This is a genomic window from Helicobacter pylori (assembly GCF_001653455.1).
In the GTDB taxonomy this organism is placed as follows: Bacteria; Campylobacterota; Campylobacteria; order Campylobacterales; family Helicobacteraceae; genus Helicobacter; species Helicobacter pylori_A.
Map to the genome: position 1 here is coordinate 1,281,731 of NZ_CP011486.1, position 24,855 is coordinate 1,306,585.

Here is a 24,855-nt window from a genome sequence, read left to right on the forward strand (position 1 = left end):
CCTTAAAAGCGATAAGTTTGCGTGTTTTGTATGCACTAAAAAACTTAGATAAAATAACACGATGAAACTATAGTAATAAAGATAACCTTATGAGATTTTTTCGCTTTTTAGTATTTTTTCTAACTTTTTCAAACGCGCAGATAATGATGACCTTTGATTCTCAAACCAACGCCAAACTTTCGCGCTCTAACGAACAACTTGCTGACATGCTCTATAAACTCAATGAAAGTTTAAAAATCTATCAAAATGTGCTTTCTAACAACCAGGATCAACTCAAAGAAATCAAAAAAGCTAACAGCACGCTAAATAGTCAAAGGCGTTTTTTAAACGCCAGTCAGATCCGCCTTATGGACGCTGATGCGTTATTGAAACAAAGCGCTTTGGAATTAGAAAAATTGCAAGCTTTAGAGAAAAGCCTAAAAGAAAGCGTGGAGCAAGAACGCTTGATCAAAGAATCTCAAATGATTTTTTTGCAAGAGCATTGCCCTTATTTGAGCGGCGTTAAGAATTTAGAAGAGGCTTCAAACGCTTTAGAAGTCCAAGAGCAAAACAACGCCCTTTTTTTACTTAAAGAGCCTAAACTCGCTCATTTGTTCTCAAAACTAGATTTGATGAGCGCTTTAAACGCCTTGTGCGATCAAGTTTTAGAAAACCAAGCCCAAGATCAACAAGCCCATAACAAAACCTTAGAATACAACGCCCTCATCAACCATGACTTTCAAGCCTATAAAGCCATGCGTTTGAAAAAAGTCCAAAACAAGCTTCAAAATCAAATCCAAGCCCAAGAAGACGCCCTAAAAACCTTTTTGCCCCTAGAAAAACGCCTAGAAACTTTAAAAACGCATTTTTTATGCGATAAAGAAAACCTCAAATCATGCGCTAACCAATTGCACCAACGCTACCAAAACGCTTTAATAGAGCGGGACAAGGAATTGAAAAACGCTAAAAACAATAAAGAAAAGCAAGCCTTGATTTTAGCCAATTACGAGCATGCTTTAAAAACCTTGAATATAGAATTTTTAAGCGAATTGAATAAACAAATGGCGTTTTTAAATGAAACCATGGCATTAAACGCCCAAGTTTTAGCCCTTCTAGCCAAACAGCACACTAAAAAATCCTTAAATTTTAACAATGATTTTAAGGGGCATTCTGGCACTGAAAAAGCCCTTATTAAAAATATCCGCTTAGATCCGCATGGATTCCCTAGCTTTAAAAATTTTAAGCAAGAATAGGGCTTAAGTTTTTAAAACCTTTTTATAGGATACAAGCATAAAAGCCTTAAACGATCACGCCCCCACCTAGCACAATATCGTCTTCATAGACCACCAAGGCTTGCCCTTTAGCCACGCCATAAAAAGGTTCTTTAAACTCCACTTCAATCATTCCATCTTTCAAGCTTACAAACGCTTTAGTAGGAACGCTTCTGTAACGGGCCTTGATGAAATATTCGCCGCTTTTAAAATCTTTCATCAAAGATTTGTTTTGAGCTTTGAGAAAATGTGTGGCTAGATCTTCTTTTTTACCCACGACTAGCTCGTTCTTTTTAGCGTCAATTTGAACCACAAAATGCGGTTCTAACGCTCCCTTAACACTAAAGCCTTTGCGTTTGCCAATCGTGTATTGCATATAGCCCTTATGCGTGCCAATGATTTCGCCTTGTAAATTTTTCACCACGCCCTCTTTTTCCACTTCAACATGTTTTTTTAAAGTGTCAATGTAGCTTTTTTCCACAAAGCAAATTTCTTGAGATTCCTTATAAGTCTCTAAAGTGCCTAAAAAAGGCATCGCATTCAAGGCTAAAGGCTTAATGTCTTTTTTCAATAAATCCCCTAAAGGGAACACCAATTTAGCGATGACTTCATGCTCTAAAGCGTATAAAAAATAGCTCTGATCTTTAGTTTTATCCAAAGCTTCTCTGATGTAGCTCACCTGATCAATTTCTTTAATCCTCGCATAATGCCCGGTAGCGATTTTTTCACACCCTAATTTTAAAGCATGATCTAAAGCCAGCCCAAACTTCATTAAAGGGTTGCACAACGCGCATGGGTTAGGGGTTTGCCCTTCTTCATACGCTGCAATGAATGCATCATAAACTGCGCTTTTAAAATCCTTTTGAAAGTCCAAAATCTCTAAAGGAATGCCTAAAAACTCGCACGCTTTTTGAGCGTTTTTAATGTATAAATCGTGTTTTTTTTCACTCGCATGGAGCTTTAAATAAATCCCCACTAATTCATGCCCTTGCTCTTTTAAGCTATAGGCACTATAAGAACTATCCACCCCCCCACTGAGTAATACCGCTATTTTCATTGTTATTCTTTCATTCAATTATTATGGTTCGTAGTCTAGCGCAAAAACCATTCATAACTGCCCTTTTTTAACCATTGGCATGCTAAAATACGCCTAAGATTTTTAAAATCGCATCAAAACGCACGGAGAATAAAGGGTAATGGCCAAAATTGAATTGTTAGCCAAATTCACGCAAATCGCGCTCCCTAACAGCCACCCTTTATTGAAAAAAGTTTTAAACTACGCTAAAAAGCATTTCAGCCAGTGCCACATGCTCTCTTCGTCATTACTCATCTTAAACGACACGGAATGTTTTAAAAAAAATTACTTGCTTAACTGGGTTTATCATGCCCTTGAATGCACGCATGAAAGGGATATTAGCGTGCATTCTTTAGAAGAAATTTTGCAAAAAAGCCACTTGCCCATACGCATTAAAATCATGGCTCAAAACACGCTTTTAGAAAAAATAGAAGTGAAAGTTTTAACCTTTAGTGCAGAATACGCGCTTTTTATCACCAAGCACCCCATCGCCAAGCGCTTTTTACGCCAAAAATTTAACGGCTATGTGTTTTTAGAAACCCAAGATGAATTGCATATAAGGGGCGATTCAGAGCGTTTTTGGGAACTCATTTTAACGCTCCATGAAAATAAGATCGTCCATAACGCATGCTTAGATTTCATCTACCCTAATGGCTTTGATAACAACAGCTACACCACCATAGCCGAACGAAAATTAAGAGAATGCTATAAAACGCTAGGGTTTATCAAGCATGAAAATTTTAGCGAAGTCAAAAAGCGCTATTTGGAATTGGCTAAAACCTACCACCCTGATTTGTGCGATCTCAAAGAAAAAAAGGCTCTTTATGCCAAGCGTTTTGCGATCATTCAAGAGGCTTACCGCCACATCAAAAAACACGCTTAAATCCCTAAACTAGCCCTAATCGCACTAGAAGAAATCGGTGCATCAATGCCTTTTAAAGGGAAATAACGCCCCTTAAATTGGATCTCTTCATAGCCAATCCTTTCAAAAACCACTAATTCCACCCTTTTTAAAAGCTCTGTGGCGTTTGTCCAAGAAGAAAGATGCCTCAAACAATCCGCCCCTATGACTAAATACAGCGTTTTAGGGCCATAGAGTTTTTGAAAATGCAAAACGCTTTCTATCGTAGGCACGGCTTTTTCTTGCTTGATTTCAAAATCGCTCAACAACACCCTAGGCATGCCTTTTAAAGCCAATTCTAATTCTTTAAAACGGGTTTGTGCGTCCAAAAAACATGGCTTTTTGAAAGGGTTTTGATAAGCGGGCAAGACAATCAGCTCGGCGAATGGCAATAATTCTAAAGTTTGCTCAATAATGGCTAAATGAGCCTTGTGCAAGGGATCAAAACTCCCTCCATAGAGCGCTAATTCTTGGCATTCTAATGCGCTATTCATTGTATTCAAAGCTAGACGCCTTAGTCAATTTAGCGAATTTAACCCCCCTAAGCCCCCCGATTTCTAATTGCAAGCGTTGGATTTCATGCGAATTGCCTTGCAAAATAATCGTCTCTAAGCAATTATGTGCATCCATATGAATGTGCGTGGTGCATAAAACATGCGTCCCACTGGCATGCTGAATGTCTATCATGCGCTGGTTTAATTCCCTTTGGTGGTGGTCATAAATCACTACCAACACGGCGATCTTGCTTTCATTGCTAGGGTTATCTTCTGCCCAATTGTCTTCTACTAATTTTTCCCTGATCATGTCGCGCACCAACTCTGAGCGAGAAGAATAGCCGTTTTTAATGATGCGGTTGTCTAATTCGTCCAACAAATTTTGTTGCAAAGAAACCGAAAAGCGGATGATTGAATCGTCTTTATTGTGTGTATCCATTTGAGAAAATCCTTTTTGGCATGAGTCTATTAGAAGTCGCTCATGCTACTATCTGTGAGTTAATTTAAAATTAACGATTATAGTATAAACTCGCTTGGTATTGGAATGGTTGGTTATAAGGTAGTTTTAGCGTTTGAATTTGATTACAATTACTAGGTTAATTATTATTGACTTGTTATTATTAAAACAATATAATCAACAATCCAATATTCCTTTATCATTTTGGAGCGTTTATGCGAAAAAGCGCTTCTTAAGAGTGCATGCTCTTAGAATGTAGCTGTATGGCATGCGGCTTTAGTTTAAGGGGATTATTTTATCGTAACAAGGAGTTTTTATGGGCGGTTTTTCAATGGCGATGTTGAAAGATTATGTGGATATATTTGTGTTTGCGGTGCTTGGCGTGGCTAGTTTTTTAGCTTTGTGGTTTGTGATTGAAAGAATTATTTTTTATTCCAAAGTCAATTTGAAGGCTTATGATGATATAGACGCCCTAAATTTGGATTTAACCAAGAACTTGACCATTCTTTATGTGATTTATTCTAACGCGCCTTATGTGGGCTTGTTAGGAACGGTTTTAGGGATCATGGTGATTTTCTATGACATGGGCGTGAGCGGCGGGATGGACGCTAAAACGATCATGGTAGGTTTGTCTTTGGCTTTAAAAGCGACCGCTCTAGGGCTTGCTGTGGCGATTCCTACTTTGATCGCTTATAATAGCTTGTTGAGAAAATCCGATGTTTTGAGTGAAAAATTTAGGATCATGAAAAAATGAAAAGCATTAGAAGAGGCGATGGGCTGAATGTTGTCCCTTTCATTGATATTATGCTCGTTTTACTAGCGATCGTGTTGAGTATTTCTACTTTTATCGCGCAAGGTAAGATTAAGGTCAGTCTCCCTAACGCTAAAAATGCCGAAAAAACGCAGTCAAACGATCAAAAAGTGGTGGTTATCTCTGTAGATGAGCATGACAACATTTTCGTAGATGACAAACCGACGAATTTGGAAGCTTTGAGCGCTGTAGTCAAACAAACAGATCCTAAAACCCTTATAGATCTAAAAAGCGACAAAAGCTCTCGTTTTGAAACTTTTATCAGCATTATGGATATTTTAAAAGAGCATAATCATGAAAATTTCTCCATCTCCACGCAAGCTCAGTAAAGTTTCAACGAGCGTTAGCTTTTTAATCTCTTTTACTCTATACGCTCTAGGGTTTGGCTATTTTTTATTGCATGAAGACGCCCCAGCGCCTTTAGCGCAAGCGGGTACCACTAAGGTTACCATGAGTTTAGCCAGCATTAACACCAATTCCAAAACCAAAACCAACGCTGAATCGGCTAAACCCAAAGAAGAGCCTAAAGAAGAACCCAAAAAAGAAGAGCCTAAAAAAGAGGTAGCAAAGCCTAAACCTAAGCCCAAGCCCAAGCCCAAGCCCAAACCAAAGCCTGAGCCAAAACCGAAACCCAAACCTGAGCCTAAGCCAAAACCCGAGCCTAAGCCTGAGCCTAAAATAGAAGAGGTTAAGAAAGAAGAGCCAAAAGAAGAACCCAAAAAAGAAGAAGCCAAGGAAGAAGCTAAAGAAAAAAGCGCTCCTAAGCAAGTAACGACTAAAGACATTGTCAAAGAAAAAGACAAACAAGAAGAGTCTAACAAGACTTCTGATGGGGCCACTTCTGAAGCGCAAGCCTATAACCCAGGGGTGAGCAACGAATTTTTAATGAAGATCCAAACCGCTATTTCTTCTAAGAACCGCTACCCCAAAATGGCGCAGATTAGAGGCATTGAGGGCGAAGTGTTGGTGAGTTTTGTCATCAATCCTGATGGGAGCGTTACAGACATTAAGGTTGTCAAAAGCAACACGACTGACATTTTAAACCATGCGGCTTTAGAAGCTATTAAAAGCGCGGCGCATTTATTCCCTAAACCAGAAGAAACCGTGCATTTGAAAATCCCTATCGCTTATAGCTTGAAAGAAGACTGATTAGTCTTTCTTTTAAAGGCGATTGAAGCCTTAGAACCCCCCATTTTCCGCAATTTACAAAAAAAAAAAAAAAAACAAAATCTCTAAAATTTAGAGCTAAAATTAGCCATAAATTTCCATTTATTGCTTACAATACAAAGTTTCTTTTTTTAAAAGAAAAATCTATCAAAAGGAGAAAACATGAAAATCAAAAAGGCTCTCTTACTCTCCCTTTCTCTCATAGCTTCGCTATCAAGGGCTGAAGACGATGGCTTTTATACAAGCGTGGGCTATCAAATCGGTGAAGCCGCTCAAATGGTTAAAAACACCGGAGCGATACAAAGCCTTGAGAATAGAGTTGAACAACTAAACAACCTTTTAAACCAATACAATTACTTAAACTCCTTAGTCAATCTAGCCAGCACGCCCAGCGCGATCACCGGTGCGATCAACAATTTAAGCTCTAGTGCCATTAATCTCACTAGCGGTACCACCACTTCCCCGGCCTATCAAGCTGTGGCTTTAGCGCTCAATGCCGCTGTGGGCATGTGGCAAGTCATAGCCTTTGGCATTAGCTGTGGCCCTGGCCCTAATCTTGGCCCAGAACATTTAGAGAATGGAGGCGTTCGAACGTTTGATAACACGCCAAACTACAGCTACAACACCGGTAGCGGGACGACCACCACCAATTGCAATGGAGCGAGTAATGTAGGGCCTAATGGCATTCTATCTAGCAGCGAATACCAAGTTCTCAACACCGCTTATCAAACTATCCAAACCGCTCTAAACCAAAATCAAGGGGGCGGTATGCCTGCCTTGAACGGATCTAAAAAAATGGTAGTCAGCATCAATCAAACTTTCACAAGAAACCCCACAACAGAATACACTTATGCAAATGGAAGCGGCAATTATTATTCAGGCGGATCTTCAATCCCAATTCAACTAAGAATTAGCAGTGTCAATGACGCTGAAAACCTTTTGCAACAAGCCGCTACCATCATCAATGTCCTTACCACTCAAAACCCGCATGTGAATGGTGGCGGTGGGGCATGGGGTTTTGGCGGCAAGACCGGGACTGTGATGGATATTTTTGGCGATAGTTTTAACGCTATTAACGAGATGATTAAAAACGCTCAAACCGCCCTAGAAAAAACCCAACAACTCAACGCTAATGAAAACACCCAAATCACGCAACCAGATAATTTCAACCCCTACACTTCTAAAGACACACAATTCGCTCAAGAAATGCTCAACAGAGCGAACGCTCAAGCAGAGATTTTAAGCCTAGCCCAACAAGTAGCGAACAATTTCCACAGCATTCAAGGGCCTATCCAAGGCGATTTAGAAGAATGCACCGCAGGATCGGCTGGCGTGATTAACGACAACACTTATGGTTCAGGTTGCGCGTTTGTGAAAGAGACTCTCAATTCTTTGGAGCAACACACCGCTTATTATGGCAACCAGGTCAATCAAGAAAAAGCTTTGGCTCAAACCATTTTGAATTTTAAAGAAGCCCTTAGTGCTCTAAACAAGGACTCAAAAACGATCAACAGCAATCTCTCTCATTTGCCTAACGCTAAGTCTCTCCAAAACATGACGCATGCAGTTCAAAACCCTAATTCCCCAGAAGGTTTGCTCACTTATTCTTTGGATACCAACAAATACGACCAGCTCCAAACCATTAGGCAAGAATTAGGTAAAAACCCCTTTAGGAAAGTGGGCATCGTCAGCTCTCAAACCAACAACGGCGCGATGAACGGCATTGGCGTGCAAGTGGGCTACAAACAATTCTTTGGTAAAAAAAGGAATTGGGGGTTAAGATACTACGGCTTTTTTGATTACAACCACGCCTTTATCAAATCTAACTTTTTCAACTCCGCTTCTGATGTGTGGACTTATGGCGTGGGCATGGACGCTCTTTATAACTTCATCAACGACAAAAACACCAACTTTTTAGGCAAGAACAACAAGCTTTCTGTGGGGCTTTTTGGAGGCTTTGCGTTAGCCGGGACTTCGTGGCTCAATTCTGAGTATGTGAATTTGAACATGATGGGTAATATCTATAGCGCTAAGATGAATGTGGCTAATTTCCAATTTTTATTCAATTTGGGCTTGAGGATGAATCTCGCCAGACCCAAGAAAAAAGACAGCGATCATAGCGCTCAGCATGGCATTGAATTAGGCGTGAAAATCCCTACCATTAACACCAATTACTATTCTTTCATGGGGGCTGAGCTCAAATACAGAAGGCTCTATAGCCTTTTCTTAAACTATGTGTTCGCTTACTAGGTGGTGCAATTCTCTCTTTAAGAGAGAATTGACACATAGTTCAACACTAAATCTAAAGCCAACAATTTGATTAAGATCAAAGGCATTCGCTAAAGAAAAATACAGAAAATAAGAAATCCTGTAAAGATAGCCAAAACCTGCATGCTCACATCAAAACAAAGAATGGGGCTTTAGTTTTCTCTCTATTACAAGCATGGCAACTTATTGGATATTATTCTTGTCTTTAGTCGGCTTAGTTTTTGTGAAACCGCCCCTTCCTAAAGCAAGAGGCTTCCTAACTAAAGCGTCCCAACGGACACTAACCAACGGACACTAACATGAAAGGCTTTGTTCTTTAAAGTCTGCATGGACATTCCCTGCCCCAAAAAGACTAGAGATACTTTGCTATCTTTTAGTTTAAATATAGCCTAACGGCTATGCACTACTTGCATCTTCTCGCCCTAAAGGACGGAGTTTTTCGTGCTGTCGGGATAAAATGGGAATTTTAGCTTTGTTTAATGCCTTTGTGGGTGCGCTGTCTTTTTGCAAAATCTTTTCAATATTTTGTATTCCCCCTTTTTCAAAACACAATCCCTTATAAATTCAACTATTTTAAAATCACTTAATCAAAACATGTAAAAATTCTTTGGTGTGCGTGGCTTTGTGGGCGCGCGCGTTGTCCGCTTTAAAACGCATGTAAGTTTTGGTGGCTAAAGAGTAAGCGCCGTATTTTTTTAAGATATTTCTAATCTCTATTTCATTCATAAGCCCTTCATTGTTATAACTTAAAAAAATGTATTTGAATCGTGCTTTTTTGATCAAGTTTTCAAAGGCGTTTAAGATTTTAGCACGAGAGCAAAACGATGATTTCTGGTAATGGGGCAAGCCGGTTTTACCTTTTGGGATAAAGGGCGTATAAGCAGCAATCGTGTTTAACAAATGGTAATTCGCCCCGTATTGTCTCGCATTGTAAGGGGGGTCTAAATACAAAATATCCCCCGAAATCTTTTCAATCAAATCGCTAGAATCCTGCTGATACACTTCGTTAGCGTTTAAACTCAAATCAAAATGAGCGCCTTCTAAGATGAGTTCTTTTTGAGCGCTTTTTTTAAGGTGTTTTAAAAAAGCCCCATACACTGAAGCGGTGTTAGCCACCTTGTCCGCGCTCTCCAATAACGATGCGAGCAAAAAATAATACGCATGGCTATCAATATTTTGAGAACGCTTAAGCTCTTCAATTTTCAAGCGCATCGCATCAATTTTTTGAGCGTTTGTTTCGCTAAAATACTGCCTTGAACTCCCCCCTAAAGAATAATGCGAATAAATAAAGCCCTTTTTTAAAGCAACGCTATTGAGCCTATCAATAAGCTCTTGTTTGTTAGGGATCTCTTGAATGTTTGCAATATAATTTTGATTCAAAACAAAGCTATAATACTCCAAATCATTAGAAACAATCTTTTTTGCAACGCCCTTAAACGCGCGCCCCACAATGCCTGTCCCAGCGAATAGATCGCAAAAAACCGCGCCAGAGAGATCATTGCCCACAACCGCATGGATATTTTCTTTAATAAAGGGAATGAGCTTGTATTTAGAGCCGATGTAGTTCATTGCAACAACTATAGAGTGGTTTTTTGATGGTATCCAATTTGATACCCCTCATGATAGCCTTTTTGATACCCTTCATTATATATCTTGTCATTACAAATTTTCTTGTATTGTATGGGGTCATACTGGTAACAACCCACACAGCCATCATATTCAGCCTCCCCCTCGTAGAAAGGATAACGATTGCCAGGAATTTTTGTTGCATCAAATCTATAGCCAGTTTCTTTACATTCTTTACAAATTTGGCGTTTCTTGTCATTACAAGCCTTACATAAAGCTTGAAAATCATCAAAAGCCTGCATGCTTAAATTAGAAACTCTTGGATCATCCTTGCAACCATCTTTATGATCTACCTCTATCTTAGTGTTTTCAGAGTTGCCACGCACACCGCACATCGCACAACATTGTTGGCTATAGTAATTTTTAATGTCTTGACGGATACTTTGGTTAAAAACACATTCGGTATTATAGCCATTCAAACGCATTCTATCAATAGAATTTCCTAGAGTTTGCTCCTTATCAAATTCTAAGTTAAATTCTTTAGCTATAGATGAGTTCTTTCTGCACCAACTCCCCCCATTACCTAGCTGTAATCCTTGATATTTTCCTACAAATTCTGTAACGCTTACCCAACGACTCACCCCATTGTTATCAGGTTGAGCAAGTTCTAAAAATAACTCTTTTTTACTTTTATTCATCTTTAAAAAACCTCTTCTTTATAAATTTTAGGGTCAAAATAACCCACCAACCATAGCACAAATGAGATCAACTACTTATCTAAAACCTAACAATCCTTTATAATGATTTTAGCTTTAGCGCTCACAGCCGTAGAGCCTGTGGGCAAATCTGAAAGCACCACGGCATTAGCCCCAATCTTTGCGCCATCGCCTATACAAATCGCGCCCAAAACCTTAGCCCCCGCCCCCACTACCACACGATTACCCAAAGTAGGGTGGCGCTTACCCTTAAATTTTCCCGTGCCCCCTAGAGTTACGCCATGATAAATGGTAACATCATCTCCAATCTCTGTGGTCTCGCCAATCACCACGCCCATGCCATGATCGATAAAAAGCCCTCGCCCAATCTTAGCACCCGGATGGATTTCTATCCCAGTAATCAAGCGCGCCAGCTGAGAAAGCGCGCGTGCAATAAAATAAAACCCACGCTTGTGCAACGCATGCGCTAATCGGTGGCAAAGCAGCGCATGAATACCTGGATAAAGCAAGAAAACCTCCCACTTATTCCTAGCCGCCGGATCTTCTTGCAAAACGCGCTCCAAGCTATAAGATAAATCCTTTATGATAGAGTTTGTTTGTGTATTTTTCCCCTTCATTTAAGTTCCTCTCCCATAAAAAGAACAGCGATTGCTAGGAATTTTTGCATCCAATAAAATATTAGATCAACAATCCTTTCTAAATTATTGTTCAAGAATTGGTTATATGCGCTTTTATTGTTATCGGCACTGATGAAAACATTTCTCAAACCACTAGACATTGGCTATCCTTTCAAATTGTTTATTGTATTGGTATCTTACACTAATTATTATAGAGATAAAAGAAACCAAGAAATAACGATACAAGAACCAATAAAACACACCAATGCACGCTATAAAATCGCTAAAAAAACACAAACCCCCATAACAACAACCCAACAACAACCCAATCCAAACCCAAAAAAAGTTAAAAACTAAAACAACCCAACCAAAGCCTATCGCCACTAAAACAAAATATCAAGAGAATTCTTCCCAATAATCCTAAAGCACGCTAATGGAAGCATTCAAAACACCACCGTTTTGTTTTCATGCACAAAGACTCTGTCTTCTAAAACGAGTTTTAACGCCCTAGCCAAAACCAGTTTTTCTATATCCTTACCCGCTAGGCGCATTTTTTCCACGCTGTAATTGTGGTTAATGGGCAGAGTGTCTTGTATGATAATTGGCCCTGCATCAAGGCTTTCATTCACAAAATGCGCCGTGGCCCCAATGACCTTCACGCCCCTTTCAAACGCTTGCTGGTAAGGGTTAGCCCCAATGAATGCGGGCAAGAAACTATGATGGATATTTAGGATCTGGTTTTCATAGCGCTTTGTAAAATCATGGCTTAAAATGCGCATGTATTTGGCTAAAACGAGCAAGTCTGCGCTGACTTTATGCTTTAATTCCAAGTCTTTGATGATTTCTAAAATTTTTTTTTCATGCAAAGTTTGGTTAGTGCAAGGCGCATAAAAATAAGGGATGTCAAATTTTTCCACTAAAGGGCGTAAAATCTCATAATTAGCGATAACGCCTAAAACTTGAGCGTCTAATTCCCCCCCATACACTCTAAGAAGCAAATCCCCTAAACAATGGCTCTCTTTAGTAGCGAGTAAAACAATGTTTTTTTTGCGCGTTAAAATGACTTCAATGGATAGCTCTTTAAAATTTTCTAAAGCTTTAAAAAGGGCGGTTTTTAAGGATCGCTCTTCTTGTTCTTTGATTCCAACATTCAAGGGTGTAATTTCTTTTTGGATTTTTAGCCGCATGAAGAAGCGTTGTTTTAAAGGATCAACAAATTCATCGTTTTTAACGATATTATAGCCCTTGTTAGCGATAACGCTACTAATCGCACTCACCAGACCTTTAGCGTCTTTGGCTTGAATCTTTAAAATAAATTCTAACATTTTTATCTCATTAATAATTGATAGCCAAGCGCTTGCGTGATGATATGACTCGCTGATTGCGTGGCTTTTTCAATAAAACGCTCCATAGGGCTTTTTTCTAGCCAATAAGCTTTTTTAACCTTGCTCAATTCCATCAAACGATTTTGGGCTTGCTTAATCGTGCTGATTTTATCAATGAGCTTTAATTTTAGAGCGTTTTGGGCGCTAAAAACTTTCCCTTCAGCAAAATTTTTATAATCCTTAGCGTCTAGTTTTCTGGCCTTAGCGACATCATTCACAAACATTTGGTATTGCTCATTGACTAAATTTTGCAAAAAATCCTTTTCGTTCGGTTTCCACGCCCTAGTGAAAGTGCCTATTTCTTTATACTCGCCCGCATGCACGCCTTGAGTGGCTACGCCGACTTTATTGAGCAAATCTTCCACATTCGCGCCGGAAAAAATCACCCCAATAGAGCCGATCAAGCTCGCTTTAGAGGCATAAACTTCACTCGCTTGCATGCCCGCATAATAACTCCCGCTCGCCATAACCCCCCTAGCATACGCTAAAACGGGCATTTTTTGCTTCAAATCAGCGATTTTTTCGCTCAATTCCACGCTCGCTGACACAGCTCCACCAGGAGAGTCAATCAACAATAAAACGCCCTTAATGCTAGGGGTTTTTAAAATCTTATCCACTTCTTTGTCAAAATCTTCTGCGCTAAAAATCGCCCCATTCAAATAGAGTTTGGCGAGGTTGGGTGGGTTGCTTGGCGCGCTTTCTTTAGCGCTAAAAAAGACTAACACAATGAGTAATAGCACAAACGACTTGAAATACTTCGTGATAAAATCTAAAGGCATAATCACTAAAGCCTTAAAGATTTTTTGAATGAAACTCCACATGCAATTTTTCCTGAACTTAAAATTTGACCATAAGAGTGTATTATACTTTAAATGTTTTAAGGATTAAATCATGGCGTGTAAATTTTGCCCTAAGATAAGGAAAACGGATTGGATTTTTATTTTAGTGGCGGCTTTGGGTTTTTATTTAGCCAATAAGCTAGGGTATGTGCCCAAATTCACCCCTACTTCAAAAACCCCGCATTCTGTTCAAAAGCCTAGCGCCGAAGAAGAAAGGAAAAAGCGTTTTATAGAGCTGCAAAAAGCATGCTTATTGCATAAAGACAAAAAGGCATGCGAAGAGATTTTTTAATGACTTTTATTGTTTTTTACCTTTAAGGTAATTTTGCTTATTAAGTGTTTTAACGCACTCTTTTGGCGTGTCAAAAAGCTTTCATTCATGATGATTTTTTAACCTCCAAACTCCCCTATAACCCCAAAATTTAGGCACTCTTAAGCTAAGTCTAAGTCTACTATAATCAAAAGATTTTAAGGGAAACTTAAATTGTATTTATATTTGAGAATTTGATAAAAATATTAAAGGAAAATATATTATATCATGAAAGCTTTTAAGGTTGATTTAAGCAGTAGTGAAAATCAAAGCATTTTAAAACCCAGCACACGCTATTCTCTTTCTAACCAAACCCATCAAGCTAGTGAAGTAGCTAGAAAAATTTACGAACTCATTAAAAACGCCAAATATTCTAACGACAATATCATTTTAAACCACAATGAAATTAAAGAAGCCTTTTTTAGCCCGTTCAAACCGCAGCTAAAAACCGCTCAAGTGTTCCTATCGCATTCGCATGTAGACAGAAATAAGGCTTTAGAGGTTAAAAACTATTTAGAAATCCAAACAAAATGCAAAGTGTTTATAGACTCTCTCTTTTGGGATTATAAAAACGATGTCTTAAACGAATTGGAAAAATACGATGATATAAGCGAGATTGAAGACGCTTTCACGCTCATTCTCAGGGAGTCTTTACAAGATATGATTGAAAAATGCCCTTATTTCGTGTTTTTACAGAGCGAAAACAGCGTTTCTAATCAAGGGCTATCGCAAATCACTTATTTCGCATGGATCTATGAAGAATTAAAAATCGCTAACACTCTTATAGCTAGCACCACTCTAAAAGAGTCACGCATTAAAGCCATGCACGTTTCTTACGATGCCACAAACTTATTAAGGATGTTTAAACTTATCTCTCTTGATAGTTTGTGCAAAAAAATTTCTCCTAATCTATAACAAAGGATACAAAATGAAAACTTATCAAAAATTACTGAGTGCAAGCTGTTTGGCGTTGTATTTAGTGGGCTGTGGGAATAGTGGTAGCGGTGAATCGCCAATTGAGATGAGCGTGAATAGCAAAGGAGAGTTTCAGATCAACTCTAAAGTGGATAGCGTTACTATTCAAGGCGTGAAGCTTAATCGGGGTAATTGTGCTGTCAATTTTGTTCCAGTAAGAGAGGCACTTCAAATGGGTGTTTTAAGTCAAGTTACTCCAATCTCTATACAAGATTTTAAAGATATGGAAAGCGTTTATAAGACATTTGAAGATAATCAAAAGGAAAGGTTGGCAAACATAGAAAATAAAATTTCTCAATTAGAGCAAAAGGGTGTGATGATGGAATCTCAAACCCTTAAGTTTGGAGAAAAAATAGAGGGTATTTCTCAAGGGTGCGATATTATAGAAGCAGAAATACAAACCGACAAAGGTGCTTGGACTTTTAATTTTAACAGATAAATCAGGCGAATATGGAGATAAACATGGACAATCATAACCCAAAAGACAGAGCAAAAATCCTTGTAGAAGAGCTTAAAATCTTGCAAGGCATTATCAACCAAATGGCGCAAAACTCTTTGGAATGCAAAAAATGGACTCTCGCTCTTTCTGTTGGGGTTTTATCCCTTAAAATAGAAGCGATCTCTAATTTTTATGGGTTATGCGTTTTAGGGGTGCTACTTCTATGTTTTTGGTTCTTAGATGCGTATTACCTCAAACAAGAAAGGCTATTTAGGGAGCAATACCAATGGCTGATAAAAAACAGGCTTAAAACCGATGAAAGGCTGTTTGAAGCGCTTCCTGTTCAAAAGACTTGCCAGTTAACGCAACTCTTATCCGCCATGTTTTCGGTTAGCCTTTTCCCTTATCTGGCGTTGGCTCTTTGCTTAGTGGGCTATGGTTTTTGTTTTTAATTCTGTTTTATTGAGCGTTGGTTACAAAAAGCTTGATTTCAATCAAACGATAATTTTTAAAGCGTTATGGAATCAGGGTATCGTAAAATAATCCCCTGTTTTCTTATAAGTTTCACTATAAATAAAACTTAAAACTTTAAAATAAGGCTTTAAGCATCAATACTTGATGAAAAAAGCTTTTTTCAAATCCAAACGCATTCAATCACAATCAGATCAGACCACCAAAAGCAAAACTTAAACATTAAGAAACAAGAAGCAAAACAAACAAGAAATGCCAACATAAGATAAAATAAGACTTAAGAAAAACAAAGCACAAACAAAAAACAAAATCACCAAAATATAAGATTTAAAAAACTAAAATCCAAACGCATTCAATCACAATCAGATCAGACCACCCCAACCAAAACTAAAACCTAAACACAAGAAAAAATAAGACTTAACAAATTAAAACCAAGCAAGATTAAAAAACTTTAAATTAAAAACAAGCAAAAAGATTTAAAAATAAGTGTCTAGGGAATGTTTGGAAAAATGTTTTGATTTTTTAGAGCGTTCAAAAATTGCACGATCTTTTCTCTAGGGATAATTACCAGATTTTCTTGATCCCCTAAGGCGTTGCTAGCCATTCCCATAAACTCCCCCATCTCGCTAAAATAAGGCCTCCCTCCCCACAACACGCTCCCTTTTTTAAAAGAGCTATCCAGCGAAAGAAACTTTTTAGACTTTAAAAGTTCAGCCACAGAAATGTCCATCGTCTGTATAGAAAAAGAATTTTCACCATTCAGTGCAGGGTAGTAAAGCTCGGAATTGGGTGTTTTTTTATTTATGTAAGAGCTTAAATAAAAAGTTTGAGCGTATTTGGTGTAAATCCTTGCATGATAGTAGCTCTCTTCTCTTTTATGGCAATAATCGTCTCTAAAATCGGCGGTTTTTAAAAGCGAAAGCCCTTGATCCCTATCCATCGCTTCAAGGTGCAAGCTGGCTATACAAATCAACTCTTTAGCGCTGCTGTCTTGCATCTTGGCTAAAATCATTTTAGGGTATAAACCATTGGAATAGAGCGTTTCAGAAGAAGCGATATAACGCCCGTTTTCTAACAAAGTCGCATAGCCTTCTTTATAAGTCCCATCGCTAAAATACACTTTCAATAACGCAACAGAATAAACCCATGTGGGGAGTTCTAGATCTAGGGGCGGATCGTTTCTAACAAGCTTAATATTATGAGCGTTCATCACGCATGACAATAAAAAGATACAACAACCAACCGCCAATTTTTTACACCAACACGCCATGACTAAACTTGCATCAACTTACCGCTTAAATTTCAAAATTATCCCAAAGTATCATCGGCTAAAATACCATTTGTTTTAATTTATTGCTATAATAAAAAATTTGAATAACAAAAGTTTATCGCAAAGGTTTATCATGGATCCCATTAAAACTTATGAAATTAAAGAGGAAGAGCTTGCAAAAAACGCTTACGCTACGATTAAAACCAGTAAAGGCAATATCACCCTAGAGCTTTTTTACAAAGACGCGCCCCAAGCGGTGAGTAATTTTGTAGCTCTAGCTAAAAAGGGTTTTTATGATGGGCTTAATTTCCATCGTGTGATTGCCGGCTTTGTGGCTCAAGGAGGTTGCCCTTATGGCACAGGCACAGGCGGACCAGGGCATCGCATTAAATGCGAAGTGGCTCATAACCCCAACAAGCACCAAAGAGGCTCTATTTCTATGGCGCATGCCGGAAGAGACACAGGGGGGAGTCAATTTTTCTTGTGTTTTGTGGATTTGCCCCATTTAGATGGCGAGCATACCGTGTTTGGCAAGATCGCTAACGCAGAAGGCCTTAGCGTTTTGGATAAAATCAAACAAGGCGATATTATAGAGAGCGTTGCATTTAGCGCTTCTCTGTAAAAAAGATTAAAGATGCTCATACTCAGCCGCAAAGTTAATGAAGGGATTGTCATTGACGATCACATTCATATTAAAGTCATTTCCATAGATAGAGGGAGCGTGCGTTTAGGATTTGAAGCACCTGAAAAAACCCTTATCTTGCGCGCTGAGCTTAAAGAGGCCATTGTGAGCGAAAACCAAAAAGCTTCTGCTTCCGTAGATGAAAGCTTGTTAGAAAACATCAAAAAGGTTATTAAGCCTTGACGCATGCTTTTGAAGTTTATCCTAAAGTCAATATTTTTTTAAAAATCCTTCACAAAGAAGGGGCTTATCACAAGCTCATTTCTCGCATGTGTTTAGTCAAAGGCCAGCTCAAAGACATTATTAGCGTTAAAAACGCCTCATCTTTCTCATTAAAAGGGAATTTTGACTGCCCTTTAGAAGAAAACTCGCTTTTTAAAGCCCTCCAAATTTTAAAAAATTTTTTAAAATCAAAAAATCCCCCAAATCCTATCATCAAATCCCTAGACACCCTAGCGGTTGAAGTGGAAAAAAACATCCCCACTCAAGCCGGGTTAGGCGGTGGGAGTGCTGATGCTGGGGGGCTATTGCATCATTTAAATCAAATTTTTGATTTGCACTTGAATTTAGAAGAGCTTTATACTATCGGCTCTTTAGTGGGCGCGGACACTAATTTTTTCATCTCGCAACACAAGAGCGCTAACGCTACTTCTTATGGCGAAGTCATTGAAAATTTTGAAGAAGAGCCTTTAGAAAATCGCCTAGAAATCTATGTGCCGGATAATGTTTTTTGCAGCACCAAAGTCGTTTATCAAGCTTATAAGCCCAAAACTTGTTTTTCTCAAGCTAAAGAATGGCTTAAAAAACCGAGTTTAGAATGTTTAAAAACTTATGATAGAAGCGAACTAAACGATCTTTTAAAGCCGGCCTTACTCACTAACCAAGCCTTAAAGGATACAGAAAGCCAATTAGGTAAGGAATGGTTTTTTAGCGGGAGTGGGAGTGCGTTTTTTAGGCTAAAGCCCACTCCAAAAGGGGTTGCATGAAACTCATTGCCAGCAACAAAAAAGCCTATTTTGATTATGAAATTTTGGAGACTTTAGAAGCAGGATTAGCGCTTTTAGGCTCTGAAGTGAAGGCTTTGAGACAAACTAGGGTGAATTTAAAAGATAATTTTGTTAAAATAATCAAAGGAGAAGCTTTTTTATTTGGTGTTCATATATCCTATTTAGATACAATCCATGCGTATTACAAGCCCAATGAAAGGCGAGAGCGTAAGTTGCTTTTACATAAAAAGCAATTATTGAAATGGCAGATTGAAGCGTCTAAAGAACGCTTGAGTATTGTAGGATTGAAATTGTATTTTAACCAAAGGAATAGAGCTAAAATCCAAATTGCTTTAGTGAAAGGAAAAAGATTGCACGACAAAAGACAAAGTCTCAAAGAAAAAGCGCTCAATAAAGAAATTCTTGCTGATTTAAAACACCACTTTAAAGGATAACAATGAAAGAAATGGTAGATTATGGGATTATAGGGTTTTTAATCTTCTTATCCGTCATCGTTATAGCGATCGCTATAGAAAGGTTGTGGTTTTTTGCCACTCTTCGTGTAGATGACTACACAGACAGGCGCAAGTTAGAACTAGCCTTGCACAAACGCTTGACTCTAGTGGCCACGATTGGCTCAAACGCCCCTTATATCGGTCTTTTAGGAACGGTTATGGGGATCATGCTCACCTTTATGGATTTAGGCTCCGCTTCTGGCATTGACACTAAGGCGATCATGACTAATTTGGCCCTTGCTTTAAAAGCGACTGGCATGGGGTTATTGGTTGCGATCCCTGCGATTGTGATTTATAACTTGCTCGTGAGAAAAAGCGAGATTTTAGTGACCAAATGGGATATTTTCCACCATCCGGTTGACACGCAATCGCATGAGATTTATAACAAGGTCTAAGGATTAAGCGGTGAAAAAAGTAGAATCCATGAATGTGGTGCCTTTCATTGACATCATGCTTGTTTTGTTGGTGATTGTGCTCACAACCGCATCTTTTGTGCAAACTTCAAAGCTCCCTATTAGCATTCCCCAAGTGGATAAAGACAGCACTGATTCTAAAGATGTGTTGGACAAAAAACAAGTAACCATCGCTATTTCTAATAAGGGTTCTTTTTATTTTGACGATAAAGAAATCAGCTTTGAAAATTTAAAACACAAGGTTTCCACTCTGGCTAAAGATACCCCTATTGTCTTGCAAGGCGATAAGCAAAGCAATTTGGACAACTTTATCAAAGTGGTGGATTTGTTGCAAACTAACGATCTGAAGCAACTTTACATTCTTGTTGAAGATAAAAAGAATCAAAACAAGTAGTTTTAGTGAATTTTTAGCATTCTTTAGCTATAATATAAGCTTATGTTTAATTTTTATCAAGGGAGTTTTAAATGAAACGCACTTACCAACCACACAACACACCAAGAAAGCGAACCCATGGCTTTCTTGTGAGAATGAAAACCAAAAACGGGCGCAAGGTGATTAATGCCAGACGAGCTAAGGGCAGAAAAAAGCTTTCCGTCTAAACCCTATGACTCTTTAAAAAATAAGAGCGAGTTTGATAGGGTTTATAGAAAGGGTTTTAAAAAACACAACCCTTTTTTTTCACTCTTTGTTTTGGATTTATCAAAAGAGCCACCAAAAGAAAAAGAGGGCCTTAAAGATCCGCTCTCTTGTAGGCTTAAAGACAAAGAAGCACTTTTTTTGTTAGGTTTAAGCGTGTCCAAAAAAGTCGGTAACGCCGCAAAACGCAACCTTATTAAACGCCGTTTGCGATCGCTTGCATCAAGGCATGCCGCTCTTTGTCAAGGACTTGCTTTGGTGTTTGTGCCTAGAGGCGATTGTTATCATTTGGATTTTTGGGCTTTAGAAAAACATTTTTTAGAAACGCTAACTTCCATTAAAGGCTATATGAACAAAGCCCTAAAAGACTTGAAAAAAGGAACGACTCATACCTATGCGAAACCATAAAACGCCTTTTTTGAATGCGATTTTTATAGCGTTAGTTAAGGGCTATCAGCGTTTTTTTTCGGCTTTCACTTTTTCAAGCTGCCGGTTTTACCCCACTTGCTCCAACTACGCTCTATGGTTGCTCTCTTTTGAAAACCCTTTGATCGCTATGGGCAAGATCATTTTAAGGATACTCTCATGCAACCCTTTTTGCTCTGGGGGCATTGCTTACCCTACCACTCGCTTGAAACGCCCTAGTTTGCTCCAATTTAACAGGAATTTTAAAACCATCACTTTTTGGCTTATCCCCACCAAAAGCCGCACAACTTACTACATCATTAAGGTTTAATCACAATGGATAAAAACAATAACACTAATTTACGCTTGATTTTAGCGGTCGCTTTGTCTTTTTTGTTTATCACTCTTTATAGCTATTTTTTCCAAAAACCCAACAAAACAACAACCGAAACCACCAAGCAAGAAGTAACGCATAACAACACAGCTTTAAACCCCAACGCACCCACCGCCACCCAAAATTTTAGCGCTACTCAAACCATTCCCCAAGAGAATTTGTTAAGCGCCATTTCTTTTGAACATGCCAGGATTGAAATTGATTTTTTAGGGCGTATCAAACAGGTTTATCTCAAAGATAAAAAATACCTAACCCCCAAACAAAAGGGCTTTTTTGAGCATGTGAGCCATCTTTTTAGCTCCAAAGAAAACGCGCAACCCCCCCTGAAAGAACTCCCCCTTTTAGGCGATAATTTAAAGCCTTTAGAAGTGCGCTTTTTAGACCCTACGCTCAATAATAAAGCGTTCAACACCCCTTATAGCGCTTCAAAAACCACTCTTGGGCCTAACGAACAGCTTGTTTTAACCCAAGATTTAGGCGATCTGGTTATCATTAAAACTCTAACTTTTTATGATGATTTGCATTATGATTTGCAAATTGCATTCAAATCGCCTAACAACATTATCCCTAGCTATGTGATCACCAATGGTTACAGACCGGTGGCTGATTTGGACAGCTACACCTTTTCGGGCGTGCTTTTAGAAAACAACGACAAAAAAATTGAAAAAATTGAAGATAAAGACGCTAAAGAAATCAAACGCTTTTCTAATATCCTCTTTTTATCCAGCGTGGATAGGTATTTCACCACCTTGCTTTTTACCGATGACCCTCAAGGTTTTGAAGTCTTAATCAATCCAGAAACCGGTACTAAAAACCCCTTAGGATTCATTTCTCTTAAAAACGAAGCGGCTTTGCATGGCTATATTGGCCCTAAAGACTACCGCTCTTTGAAAGCGATTTCACCCATGCTCACTGATGCGATAGAGTATGGCTTGATCACTTTCTTCGCTAAAGGCGTGTTTGTTTTACTGGATTATTTGTATCAATTTGTGGGCAACTGGGGTTGGGCTATCATTCTTTTAACGATTATTGTGCGCATTATCCTCTATCCTTTAAGTTATAAGGGCATGGTGAGCATGCAAAAGCTCAAAGAATTAGCCCCCAAAATGAAAGAACTCCAAGAAAAATACAAAGGCGAACCCCAAAAGTTGCAAGCCCACATGATGCAGCTTTACAAAAAACATGGGGCTAACCCCTTAGGCGGCTGTCTGCCCTTGATCTTGCAAATCCCGGTATTTTTTGCGATTTATAGAGTGCTTTATAACGCTGTGGAATTGAAAAGCTCAGAGTGGATTTTATGGATTCACGATCTATCCATCATGGATCCGTATTTTATTTTACCGCTTCTTATGGGAGCGTCTATGTATTGGCACCAAAGCGTTACGCCAAACACCATGACTGATCCCATGCAAGCAAAGATTTTTAAACTCTTACCCCTATTATTCACAATCTTTTTGATCACTTTCCCTGCAGGATTAGTCTTGTATTGGACCACGAACAACATCCTTTCGGTGTTGCAACAACTCATCATCAATAAAGTCTTAGAGAATAAAAAACGAGCGCATGTGCAAAACAAAAAGGAACATTGATGCAAAATCCTATTGAAATCAAAGCCAAAACCTTAGAAGAAGCCCTTATCCAGGCTTCTATAAGCTTGAATTGCCCCATCATTAATTTGCAATACGAAGTCATTCAAATGCCCTCTAAAGGTTTTTTAAATATCGGTAAAAAAGAAGCCATCATTTTAGTAGGCGTTAAAGAAACTAAAGAAAATAGCCTTAAAGAAACCAGCGCTAAAGAAGATCATCAAAATCATAATCAAAATCACAATATAGAAGAAAAAAAACAATTAGAAACACCGCAAGAAGAAAAAATCACCCCTAAACCCCCTAAAAAAACCCCTAAAGAAGAGCCTTATCATGAAGACAAACTCCATGCGATCAAGCAAGAGTTAAAAGAACTCTTCTCTCATTTGCCCTATAAAATCAACAAAGTGGAAGTCAGCCTTTATGAGCCGGGGGTGTTATTGATTAATATTGATGGCGAAGACTCCGCTCTTTTAATTGGCGAGAAAGGCTATCGTTACAAAGCCCTTTCTTACTTGCTTTTTAATTGGATCCACCCTGCTTATGGCTATAGTATCCGCTTAGAAATCTCCACTTTTTTGCAAAACCAAGAAAAGGTGATGGACACCCAACTCCAAAGCGTGATCATGACCGTGCATGAAGTGGGCAAAGGGCAAATGAAAGCCCCTGATGGCGTTTTAACCTATATCGCTTTAAAAAAATTACGAAAAGCGTTCCCCAACAAATATGTCTCCATCAAAACCAACTTAAACGATGAAAAATACATCGTCATCAACGACTTTAACAATGAATGACACCATTGCATCTATCGCTACCCCTTTAGGCAAAGGAGCGATTAGCATTGTTAAAATCAGCGGCAATAACGCCCTAAACATCCTCAAACAACTCACCCAAAAACAAGATTTCACCCCCAGATACGCTTATGTGTGCGATATTTTTTCTAATAACATTTTATTGGACAAAGCGTTAGTCATTTATTTCAAAGCCCCTTATAGTTTCACCGGTGAAGATGTGTGCGAAATCCAATGCCACGGAAGCCCCCTTTTAACCCAAAACATCCTTCAAGCTTGTTTGAATTTAGGAGCCAGGCTTGCTAAAGCCGGGGAATTTAGTAAAAAAGCCTTTTTAAACCACAAAATGGATTTGAGCGAGATTGAAGCGAGTGTCCAGCTCATCCTTTGTGAAGATGAAAGCGTTTTAAACGCCCTAGCCAGGCAACTTAAAGGCGAATTGAAAATCTTTATTGAAGAAGCTAGAAACAATCTTTTAAAGCTTCTAGCGAGTTCAGAAGTTTTGATTGACTATAGCGAAGAGGACATTCCTAGCGATTTTTTAAACGAAGTGTCTCAAAATTTAGAAAAACAAATCGCCTCTTTTAAAGACTTATTGGATTTTTCTAACATGCAAAAACAAAAAAACAAAGGGCATGCTTTAAGCATTATTGGCAAACCTAATGCGGGCAAAAGCTCCCTATTAAACGCCATGCTTTTAGAAGAAAGGGCTTTGGTGAGCGACATTAAAGGCACGACAAGAGACACCATAGAAGAAGTCATCGAACTACAAGGGCATAAGGTGCGCTTGATTGACACCGCCGGTATTAGAGAGAGCATGGATAAAATAGAGCGGCTAGGGATTGAAAAAAGCCTTAAAAGTTTAGAAAATTGCGACATCATTTTAGGCGTGTTTGATCTTTCTAAACCCTTAGAAAAAGAAGATTTTACTATCATTGATGCCCTTAATCGCGCTAAAAAGCCTTGCATTGTTGTTTTGAATAAAAACGATTTATCGCCCAAGCTAGAGCTTGAAATTTTAAAATCCCATCTTCAAATCCCTTATTCTTTACTAGAGACAAACACCCTAAATTCCAAAGCCTGCTTAAAAGATTTGAGCCAACAAATCAGCGCTTTTTTCCCCAAATTAGACACTCAAAACAAGCTTTTACTCACTTCCCTAGCCCAAAAAAACGCCCTAGAAAACGCCATTATTGAATTGCAAAACGCTAAAAACCATTTAGAAACTTTAGAGCTTTTTTCTTACCACATTTTAAGCGCGATAGAAAATTTAAACTTGCTCACCCGCCCTTATGAAACCAGCCAAATGCTTGATAGCATGTTCAGCGAATTTTGTTTGGGGAAATGAAACGCTTTAACAAGGGATTAAAAAACCTCTCTTTAGCGCTACTTTTTAAGACTTTTTTACCCATTAGCGCTGTTTAATACCTGCATT

Annotated in this window: 33 protein-coding genes; 23 read left to right on the forward strand and 10 right to left on the reverse strand. The window is 38.6% G+C overall.

Annotated features, from left to right (window positions below; translation table 11 throughout):
* Positions 1-143 precede the first annotated feature (143 nt).
* Entirely contained in the window at positions 144-1,232 is a 1,089-nt protein-coding gene (locus AA977_RS06150; RefSeq protein ID WP_253764824.1) for a coiled-coil domain-containing protein, read from the forward strand.
* A gap of 46 nt (positions 1,233-1,278) precedes the next feature.
* Here the strand turns inward: AA977_RS06150 and mnmA are convergent, their stop codons facing one another.
* Positions 1,279-2,307, reverse strand: coding sequence for a tRNA 2-thiouridine(34) synthase MnmA (mnmA, locus tag AA977_RS06155; protein ID WP_064434961.1), 1,029 nt, complete (start codon positions 2,305-2,307; stop codon positions 1,279-1,281).
* Between the two features lie 139 nt (positions 2,308-2,446).
* Between mnmA and AA977_RS06160 the strand changes: the two genes are divergently transcribed.
* Positions 2,447-3,208 carry a J domain-containing protein gene (locus AA977_RS06160; protein ID WP_064434962.1) on the forward strand — a complete coding sequence of 254 codons (762 nt, stop codon included), beginning with the start codon at positions 2,447-2,449 and terminating at the stop codon, positions 3,206-3,208.
* On the opposite strand, the gene nadD is transcribed toward AA977_RS06160, so the two are convergent.
* Both nadD and nikR read right to left on the reverse strand, forming a co-directional pair.
* The gene (gene nadD, locus AA977_RS06165; RefSeq protein ID WP_064434963.1) at positions 3,205-3,720 is read right to left on the reverse strand and encodes a nicotinate (nicotinamide) nucleotide adenylyltransferase; all 516 of its coding nucleotides are present in this window, start codon (positions 3,718-3,720) and stop codon (positions 3,205-3,207) included. The two genes, AA977_RS06160 and nadD, sit on opposite strands and share 4 nt — an antisense overlap.
* Positions 3,713-4,159, reverse strand: a complete 447-nt coding sequence (gene nikR / locus AA977_RS06170) for a nickel-responsive transcriptional regulator NikR (RefSeq protein WP_000379501.1) — start codon at positions 4,157-4,159, stop codon at positions 3,713-3,715. Before nikR ends, nadD begins: the two co-directional genes overlap by 8 nt.
* A 334-nt stretch (positions 4,160-4,493) precedes the next feature.
* Here nikR and exbB (AA977_RS06175) point away from each other — a divergent pair, with 334 nt between their 5' ends.
* The 4 genes from exbB (AA977_RS06175) to sabA all read left to right on the forward strand — a co-directional run bounded on the left by exbB (AA977_RS06175) (position 4,494) and on the right by sabA (position 8,405).
* Positions 4,494-4,931 carry a TonB-system energizer ExbB gene (gene exbB, locus AA977_RS06175; protein ID WP_042967110.1) on the forward strand — a complete coding sequence of 146 codons (438 nt, stop codon included), beginning with the start codon at positions 4,494-4,496 and terminating at the stop codon, positions 4,929-4,931.
* Complete coding sequence (exbD, locus tag AA977_RS06180) at positions 4,928-5,317, forward strand: TonB system transport protein ExbD (RefSeq protein ID WP_000836359.1); 390 nt, start codon at positions 4,928-4,930, stop codon at positions 5,315-5,317. Before exbB (AA977_RS06175) ends, exbD begins: the two co-directional genes overlap by 4 nt.
* On the forward strand, positions 5,283-6,137 hold the full coding sequence (locus tag AA977_RS06185) for an energy transducer TonB family protein (RefSeq protein WP_064434964.1): 855 nt from the start codon (positions 5,283-5,285) through the stop codon (positions 6,135-6,137). The genes exbD and AA977_RS06185 overlap by 35 nt, the downstream gene beginning before the upstream one ends.
* Before the next feature lie 180 nt (positions 6,138-6,317).
* Entirely contained in the window at positions 6,318-8,405 is a 2,088-nt protein-coding gene (sabA, locus tag AA977_RS06190; protein ID WP_064434965.1) for a Hop family adhesin SabA/HopD, read from the forward strand.
* Positions 8,406-8,819: 414 nt separating this feature from the next.
* On the opposite strand, the gene AA977_RS07975 is transcribed toward sabA, so the two are convergent.
* The 4 genes from AA977_RS07975 to cysE all read right to left on the reverse strand — a co-directional run bounded on the left by AA977_RS07975 (position 8,820) and on the right by cysE (position 11,322).
* Positions 8,820-8,975: a hypothetical protein gene (locus AA977_RS07975; protein WP_172796006.1), complete on the reverse strand. Its 156-nt coding sequence runs from the start codon at positions 8,973-8,975 to the stop codon at positions 8,820-8,822.
* A gap of 27 nt (positions 8,976-9,002) precedes the next feature.
* A complete protein-coding gene (locus AA977_RS06195) occupies positions 9,003-9,992 on the reverse strand; it encodes a DNA adenine methylase (protein WP_064434966.1) in 990 nt (329 codons plus the stop codon).
* Positions 9,993-10,000: 8 nt separating this feature from the next.
* A complete protein-coding gene (locus AA977_RS06200) occupies positions 10,001-10,687 on the reverse strand; it encodes an HNH endonuclease (protein ID WP_064434967.1) in 687 nt (228 codons plus the stop codon).
* Positions 10,688-10,773: 86 nt separating this feature from the next.
* Entirely contained in the window at positions 10,774-11,322 is a 549-nt protein-coding gene (cysE, locus tag AA977_RS06205; RefSeq protein ID WP_436405043.1) for a serine O-acetyltransferase, read from the reverse strand.
* A gap of 132 nt (positions 11,323-11,454) precedes the next feature.
* Here cysE and AA977_RS07870 point away from each other — a divergent pair, with 132 nt between their 5' ends.
* Positions 11,455-11,679 (forward strand): hypothetical protein, encoded by a 225-nt coding sequence (locus AA977_RS07870; RefSeq protein WP_154811947.1) that lies wholly within the window; start codon positions 11,455-11,457, stop codon positions 11,677-11,679.
* 86 nt (positions 11,680-11,765) lie between these two features.
* On the opposite strand, the gene purU is transcribed toward AA977_RS07870, so the two are convergent.
* Together purU and sppA are read right to left on the reverse strand one after the other, a co-directional pair.
* Entirely contained in the window at positions 11,766-12,647 is an 882-nt protein-coding gene (purU, locus tag AA977_RS06215; protein ID WP_064434969.1) for a formyltetrahydrofolate deformylase, read from the reverse strand.
* 2 nt (positions 12,648-12,649) lie between these two features.
* Positions 12,650-13,528: a signal peptide peptidase SppA gene (gene sppA / locus AA977_RS06220; protein WP_064434970.1), complete on the reverse strand. Its 879-nt coding sequence runs from the start codon at positions 13,526-13,528 to the stop codon at positions 12,650-12,652.
* Between the two features lie 70 nt (positions 13,529-13,598).
* Here sppA and AA977_RS06225 point away from each other — a divergent pair, with 70 nt between their 5' ends.
* The 4 genes from AA977_RS06225 to AA977_RS06240 all read left to right on the forward strand — a co-directional run bounded on the left by AA977_RS06225 (position 13,599) and on the right by AA977_RS06240 (position 15,722).
* The gene (locus AA977_RS06225) at positions 13,599-13,838 is read left to right on the forward strand and encodes a hypothetical protein (RefSeq protein ID WP_064434971.1); all 240 of its coding nucleotides are present in this window, start codon (positions 13,599-13,601) and stop codon (positions 13,836-13,838) included.
* Between the two features lie 246 nt (positions 13,839-14,084).
* Positions 14,085-14,771, forward strand: coding sequence for a toll/interleukin-1 receptor domain-containing protein (locus AA977_RS06230; protein ID WP_064434972.1), 687 nt, complete (start codon positions 14,085-14,087; stop codon positions 14,769-14,771).
* A gap of 13 nt (positions 14,772-14,784) precedes the next feature.
* Positions 14,785-15,270, forward strand: a complete 486-nt coding sequence (locus tag AA977_RS06235) for a hypothetical protein (protein WP_064434973.1) — start codon at positions 14,785-14,787, stop codon at positions 15,268-15,270.
* A gap of 23 nt (positions 15,271-15,293) precedes the next feature.
* A complete protein-coding gene (locus AA977_RS06240; RefSeq protein ID WP_064434974.1) occupies positions 15,294-15,722 on the forward strand; it encodes a hypothetical protein in 429 nt (142 codons plus the stop codon).
* A 509-nt stretch (positions 15,723-16,231) separates the two neighbouring features.
* Here the strand turns inward: AA977_RS06240 and AA977_RS06245 are convergent.
* Complete coding sequence (locus AA977_RS06245; protein ID WP_064434975.1) at positions 16,232-17,011, reverse strand: hypothetical protein; 780 nt, start codon at positions 17,009-17,011, stop codon at positions 16,232-16,234.
* A gap of 133 nt (positions 17,012-17,144) precedes the next feature.
* Here AA977_RS06245 and AA977_RS06250 point away from each other — a divergent pair, with 133 nt between their 5' ends.
* From AA977_RS06250 to mnmE, 12 genes are all read left to right on the forward strand, one after another.
* Complete coding sequence (locus AA977_RS06250) at positions 17,145-17,633, forward strand: peptidylprolyl isomerase (RefSeq protein ID WP_064434976.1); 489 nt, start codon at positions 17,145-17,147, stop codon at positions 17,631-17,633.
* Positions 17,634-17,645: 12 nt separating this feature from the next.
* Complete coding sequence (locus tag AA977_RS06255; RefSeq protein ID WP_014534871.1) at positions 17,646-17,876, forward strand: carbon storage regulator; 231 nt, start codon at positions 17,646-17,648, stop codon at positions 17,874-17,876.
* Positions 17,873-18,679, forward strand: coding sequence for a 4-(cytidine 5'-diphospho)-2-C-methyl-D-erythritol kinase (locus tag AA977_RS06260; RefSeq protein ID WP_154811948.1), 807 nt, complete (start codon positions 17,873-17,875; stop codon positions 18,677-18,679). The genes AA977_RS06255 and AA977_RS06260 overlap by 4 nt, the downstream gene beginning before the upstream one ends.
* Positions 18,676-19,134, forward strand: coding sequence for an SsrA-binding protein (gene smpB / locus AA977_RS06265; protein ID WP_000766480.1), 459 nt, complete (start codon positions 18,676-18,678; stop codon positions 19,132-19,134). The genes AA977_RS06260 and smpB overlap by 4 nt, the downstream gene beginning before the upstream one ends.
* A 2-nt stretch (positions 19,135-19,136) precedes the next feature.
* Complete coding sequence (exbB, locus tag AA977_RS06270) at positions 19,137-19,589, forward strand: TonB-system energizer ExbB (RefSeq protein WP_000661839.1); 453 nt, start codon at positions 19,137-19,139, stop codon at positions 19,587-19,589.
* Positions 19,590-19,599: 10 nt separating this feature from the next.
* The gene (locus tag AA977_RS06275; RefSeq protein WP_064434977.1) at positions 19,600-20,001 is read left to right on the forward strand and encodes an ExbD/TolR family protein; all 402 of its coding nucleotides are present in this window, start codon (positions 19,600-19,602) and stop codon (positions 19,999-20,001) included.
* A gap of 71 nt (positions 20,002-20,072) precedes the next feature.
* A complete protein-coding gene (gene rpmH / locus AA977_RS07680; RefSeq protein WP_001847286.1) occupies positions 20,073-20,207 on the forward strand; it encodes a 50S ribosomal protein L34 in 135 nt (44 codons plus the stop codon).
* The gene (gene rnpA, locus AA977_RS06280; protein WP_064434978.1) at positions 20,167-20,652 is read left to right on the forward strand and encodes a ribonuclease P protein component; all 486 of its coding nucleotides are present in this window, start codon (positions 20,167-20,169) and stop codon (positions 20,650-20,652) included. Before rpmH ends, rnpA begins: the two co-directional genes overlap by 41 nt.
* Positions 20,639-20,980, forward strand: a complete 342-nt coding sequence (yidD, locus tag AA977_RS06285) for a membrane protein insertion efficiency factor YidD (RefSeq protein WP_021435399.1) — start codon at positions 20,639-20,641, stop codon at positions 20,978-20,980. The genes rnpA and yidD overlap by 14 nt, the downstream gene beginning before the upstream one ends.
* A gap of 5 nt (positions 20,981-20,985) precedes the next feature.
* Complete coding sequence (gene yidC / locus AA977_RS06290) at positions 20,986-22,632, forward strand: membrane protein insertase YidC (protein ID WP_064434979.1); 1,647 nt, start codon at positions 20,986-20,988, stop codon at positions 22,630-22,632.
* Entirely contained in the window at positions 22,632-23,423 is a 792-nt protein-coding gene (locus AA977_RS06295) for a Jag N-terminal domain-containing protein (RefSeq protein WP_064434980.1), read from the forward strand. Before yidC ends, AA977_RS06295 begins: the two co-directional genes overlap by 1 nt.
* Positions 23,416-24,768 (forward strand): tRNA uridine-5-carboxymethylaminomethyl(34) synthesis GTPase MnmE, encoded by a 1,353-nt coding sequence (gene mnmE, locus AA977_RS06300; protein ID WP_064434981.1) that lies wholly within the window; start codon positions 23,416-23,418, stop codon positions 24,766-24,768. Before AA977_RS06295 ends, mnmE begins: the two co-directional genes overlap by 8 nt.
* Positions 24,769-24,855: the final 87 nt, after the last annotated feature.

Coding starts and splice junctions, on each gene's coding strand:
- AA977_RS06150 (WP_253764824.1), top strand. CDS start 144: ATGATGACCTTTGATTCTCAAACCAACGCCAAACTTTCGCGCTCTAAC.
- mnmA (WP_064434961.1), bottom strand. CDS start 2,307: ATGAAAATAGCGGTATTACTCAGTGGGGGGGTGGATAGTTCTTATAGT.
- AA977_RS06160 (WP_064434962.1), top strand. CDS start 2,447: ATGGCCAAAATTGAATTGTTAGCCAAATTCACGCAAATCGCGCTCCCT.
- nadD (WP_064434963.1), bottom strand. CDS start 3,720: ATGAATAGCGCATTAGAATGCCAAGAATTAGCGCTCTATGGAGGGAGT.
- nikR (WP_000379501.1), bottom strand. CDS start 4,159: ATGGATACACACAATAAAGACGATTCAATCATCCGCTTTTCGGTTTCT.
- exbB (WP_042967110.1), top strand. CDS start 4,494: ATGGGCGGTTTTTCAATGGCGATGTTGAAAGATTATGTGGATATATTT.
- exbD (WP_000836359.1), top strand. CDS start 4,928: ATGAAAAGCATTAGAAGAGGCGATGGGCTGAATGTTGTCCCTTTCATT.
- AA977_RS06185 (WP_064434964.1), top strand. CDS start 5,283: ATGAAAATTTCTCCATCTCCACGCAAGCTCAGTAAAGTTTCAACGAGC.
- sabA (WP_064434965.1), top strand. CDS start 6,318: ATGAAAATCAAAAAGGCTCTCTTACTCTCCCTTTCTCTCATAGCTTCG.
- AA977_RS06195 (WP_064434966.1), bottom strand. CDS start 9,992: ATGAACTACATCGGCTCTAAATACAAGCTCATTCCCTTTATTAAAGAA.
- AA977_RS06200 (WP_064434967.1), bottom strand. CDS start 10,687: ATGAATAAAAGTAAAAAAGAGTTATTTTTAGAACTTGCTCAACCTGAT.
- cysE (WP_436405043.1), bottom strand. CDS start 11,322: ATGAAGGGGAAAAATACACAAACAAACTCTATCATAAAGGATTTATCT.
- AA977_RS07870 (WP_154811947.1), top strand. CDS start 11,455: ATGAAAACATTTCTCAAACCACTAGACATTGGCTATCCTTTCAAATTG.
- purU (WP_064434969.1), bottom strand. CDS start 12,647: ATGTTAGAATTTATTTTAAAGATTCAAGCCAAAGACGCTAAAGGTCTG.
- sppA (WP_064434970.1), bottom strand. CDS start 13,528: ATGTGGAGTTTCATTCAAAAAATCTTTAAGGCTTTAGTGATTATGCCT.
- AA977_RS06225 (WP_064434971.1), top strand. CDS start 13,599: ATGGCGTGTAAATTTTGCCCTAAGATAAGGAAAACGGATTGGATTTTT.
- AA977_RS06230 (WP_064434972.1), top strand. CDS start 14,085: ATGAAAGCTTTTAAGGTTGATTTAAGCAGTAGTGAAAATCAAAGCATT.
- AA977_RS06235 (WP_064434973.1), top strand. CDS start 14,785: ATGAAAACTTATCAAAAATTACTGAGTGCAAGCTGTTTGGCGTTGTAT.
- AA977_RS06240 (WP_064434974.1), top strand. CDS start 15,294: ATGGACAATCATAACCCAAAAGACAGAGCAAAAATCCTTGTAGAAGAG.
- AA977_RS06245 (WP_064434975.1), bottom strand. CDS start 17,011: ATGGCGTGTTGGTGTAAAAAATTGGCGGTTGGTTGTTGTATCTTTTTA.
- AA977_RS06250 (WP_064434976.1), top strand. CDS start 17,145: ATGGATCCCATTAAAACTTATGAAATTAAAGAGGAAGAGCTTGCAAAA.
- AA977_RS06255 (WP_014534871.1), top strand. CDS start 17,646: ATGCTCATACTCAGCCGCAAAGTTAATGAAGGGATTGTCATTGACGAT.
- smpB (WP_000766480.1), top strand. CDS start 18,676: ATGAAACTCATTGCCAGCAACAAAAAAGCCTATTTTGATTATGAAATT.
- exbB (WP_000661839.1), top strand. CDS start 19,137: ATGAAAGAAATGGTAGATTATGGGATTATAGGGTTTTTAATCTTCTTA.
- rpmH (WP_001847286.1), top strand. CDS start 20,073: ATGAAACGCACTTACCAACCACACAACACACCAAGAAAGCGAACCCAT.
- rnpA (WP_064434978.1), top strand. CDS start 20,167: ATGCCAGACGAGCTAAGGGCAGAAAAAAGCTTTCCGTCTAAACCCTAT.
- yidD (WP_021435399.1), top strand. CDS start 20,639: ATGCGAAACCATAAAACGCCTTTTTTGAATGCGATTTTTATAGCGTTA.
- yidC (WP_064434979.1), top strand. CDS start 20,986: ATGGATAAAAACAATAACACTAATTTACGCTTGATTTTAGCGGTCGCT.
- AA977_RS06295 (WP_064434980.1), top strand. CDS start 22,632: ATGCAAAATCCTATTGAAATCAAAGCCAAAACCTTAGAAGAAGCCCTT.
- mnmE (WP_064434981.1), top strand. CDS start 23,416: ATGAATGACACCATTGCATCTATCGCTACCCCTTTAGGCAAAGGAGCG.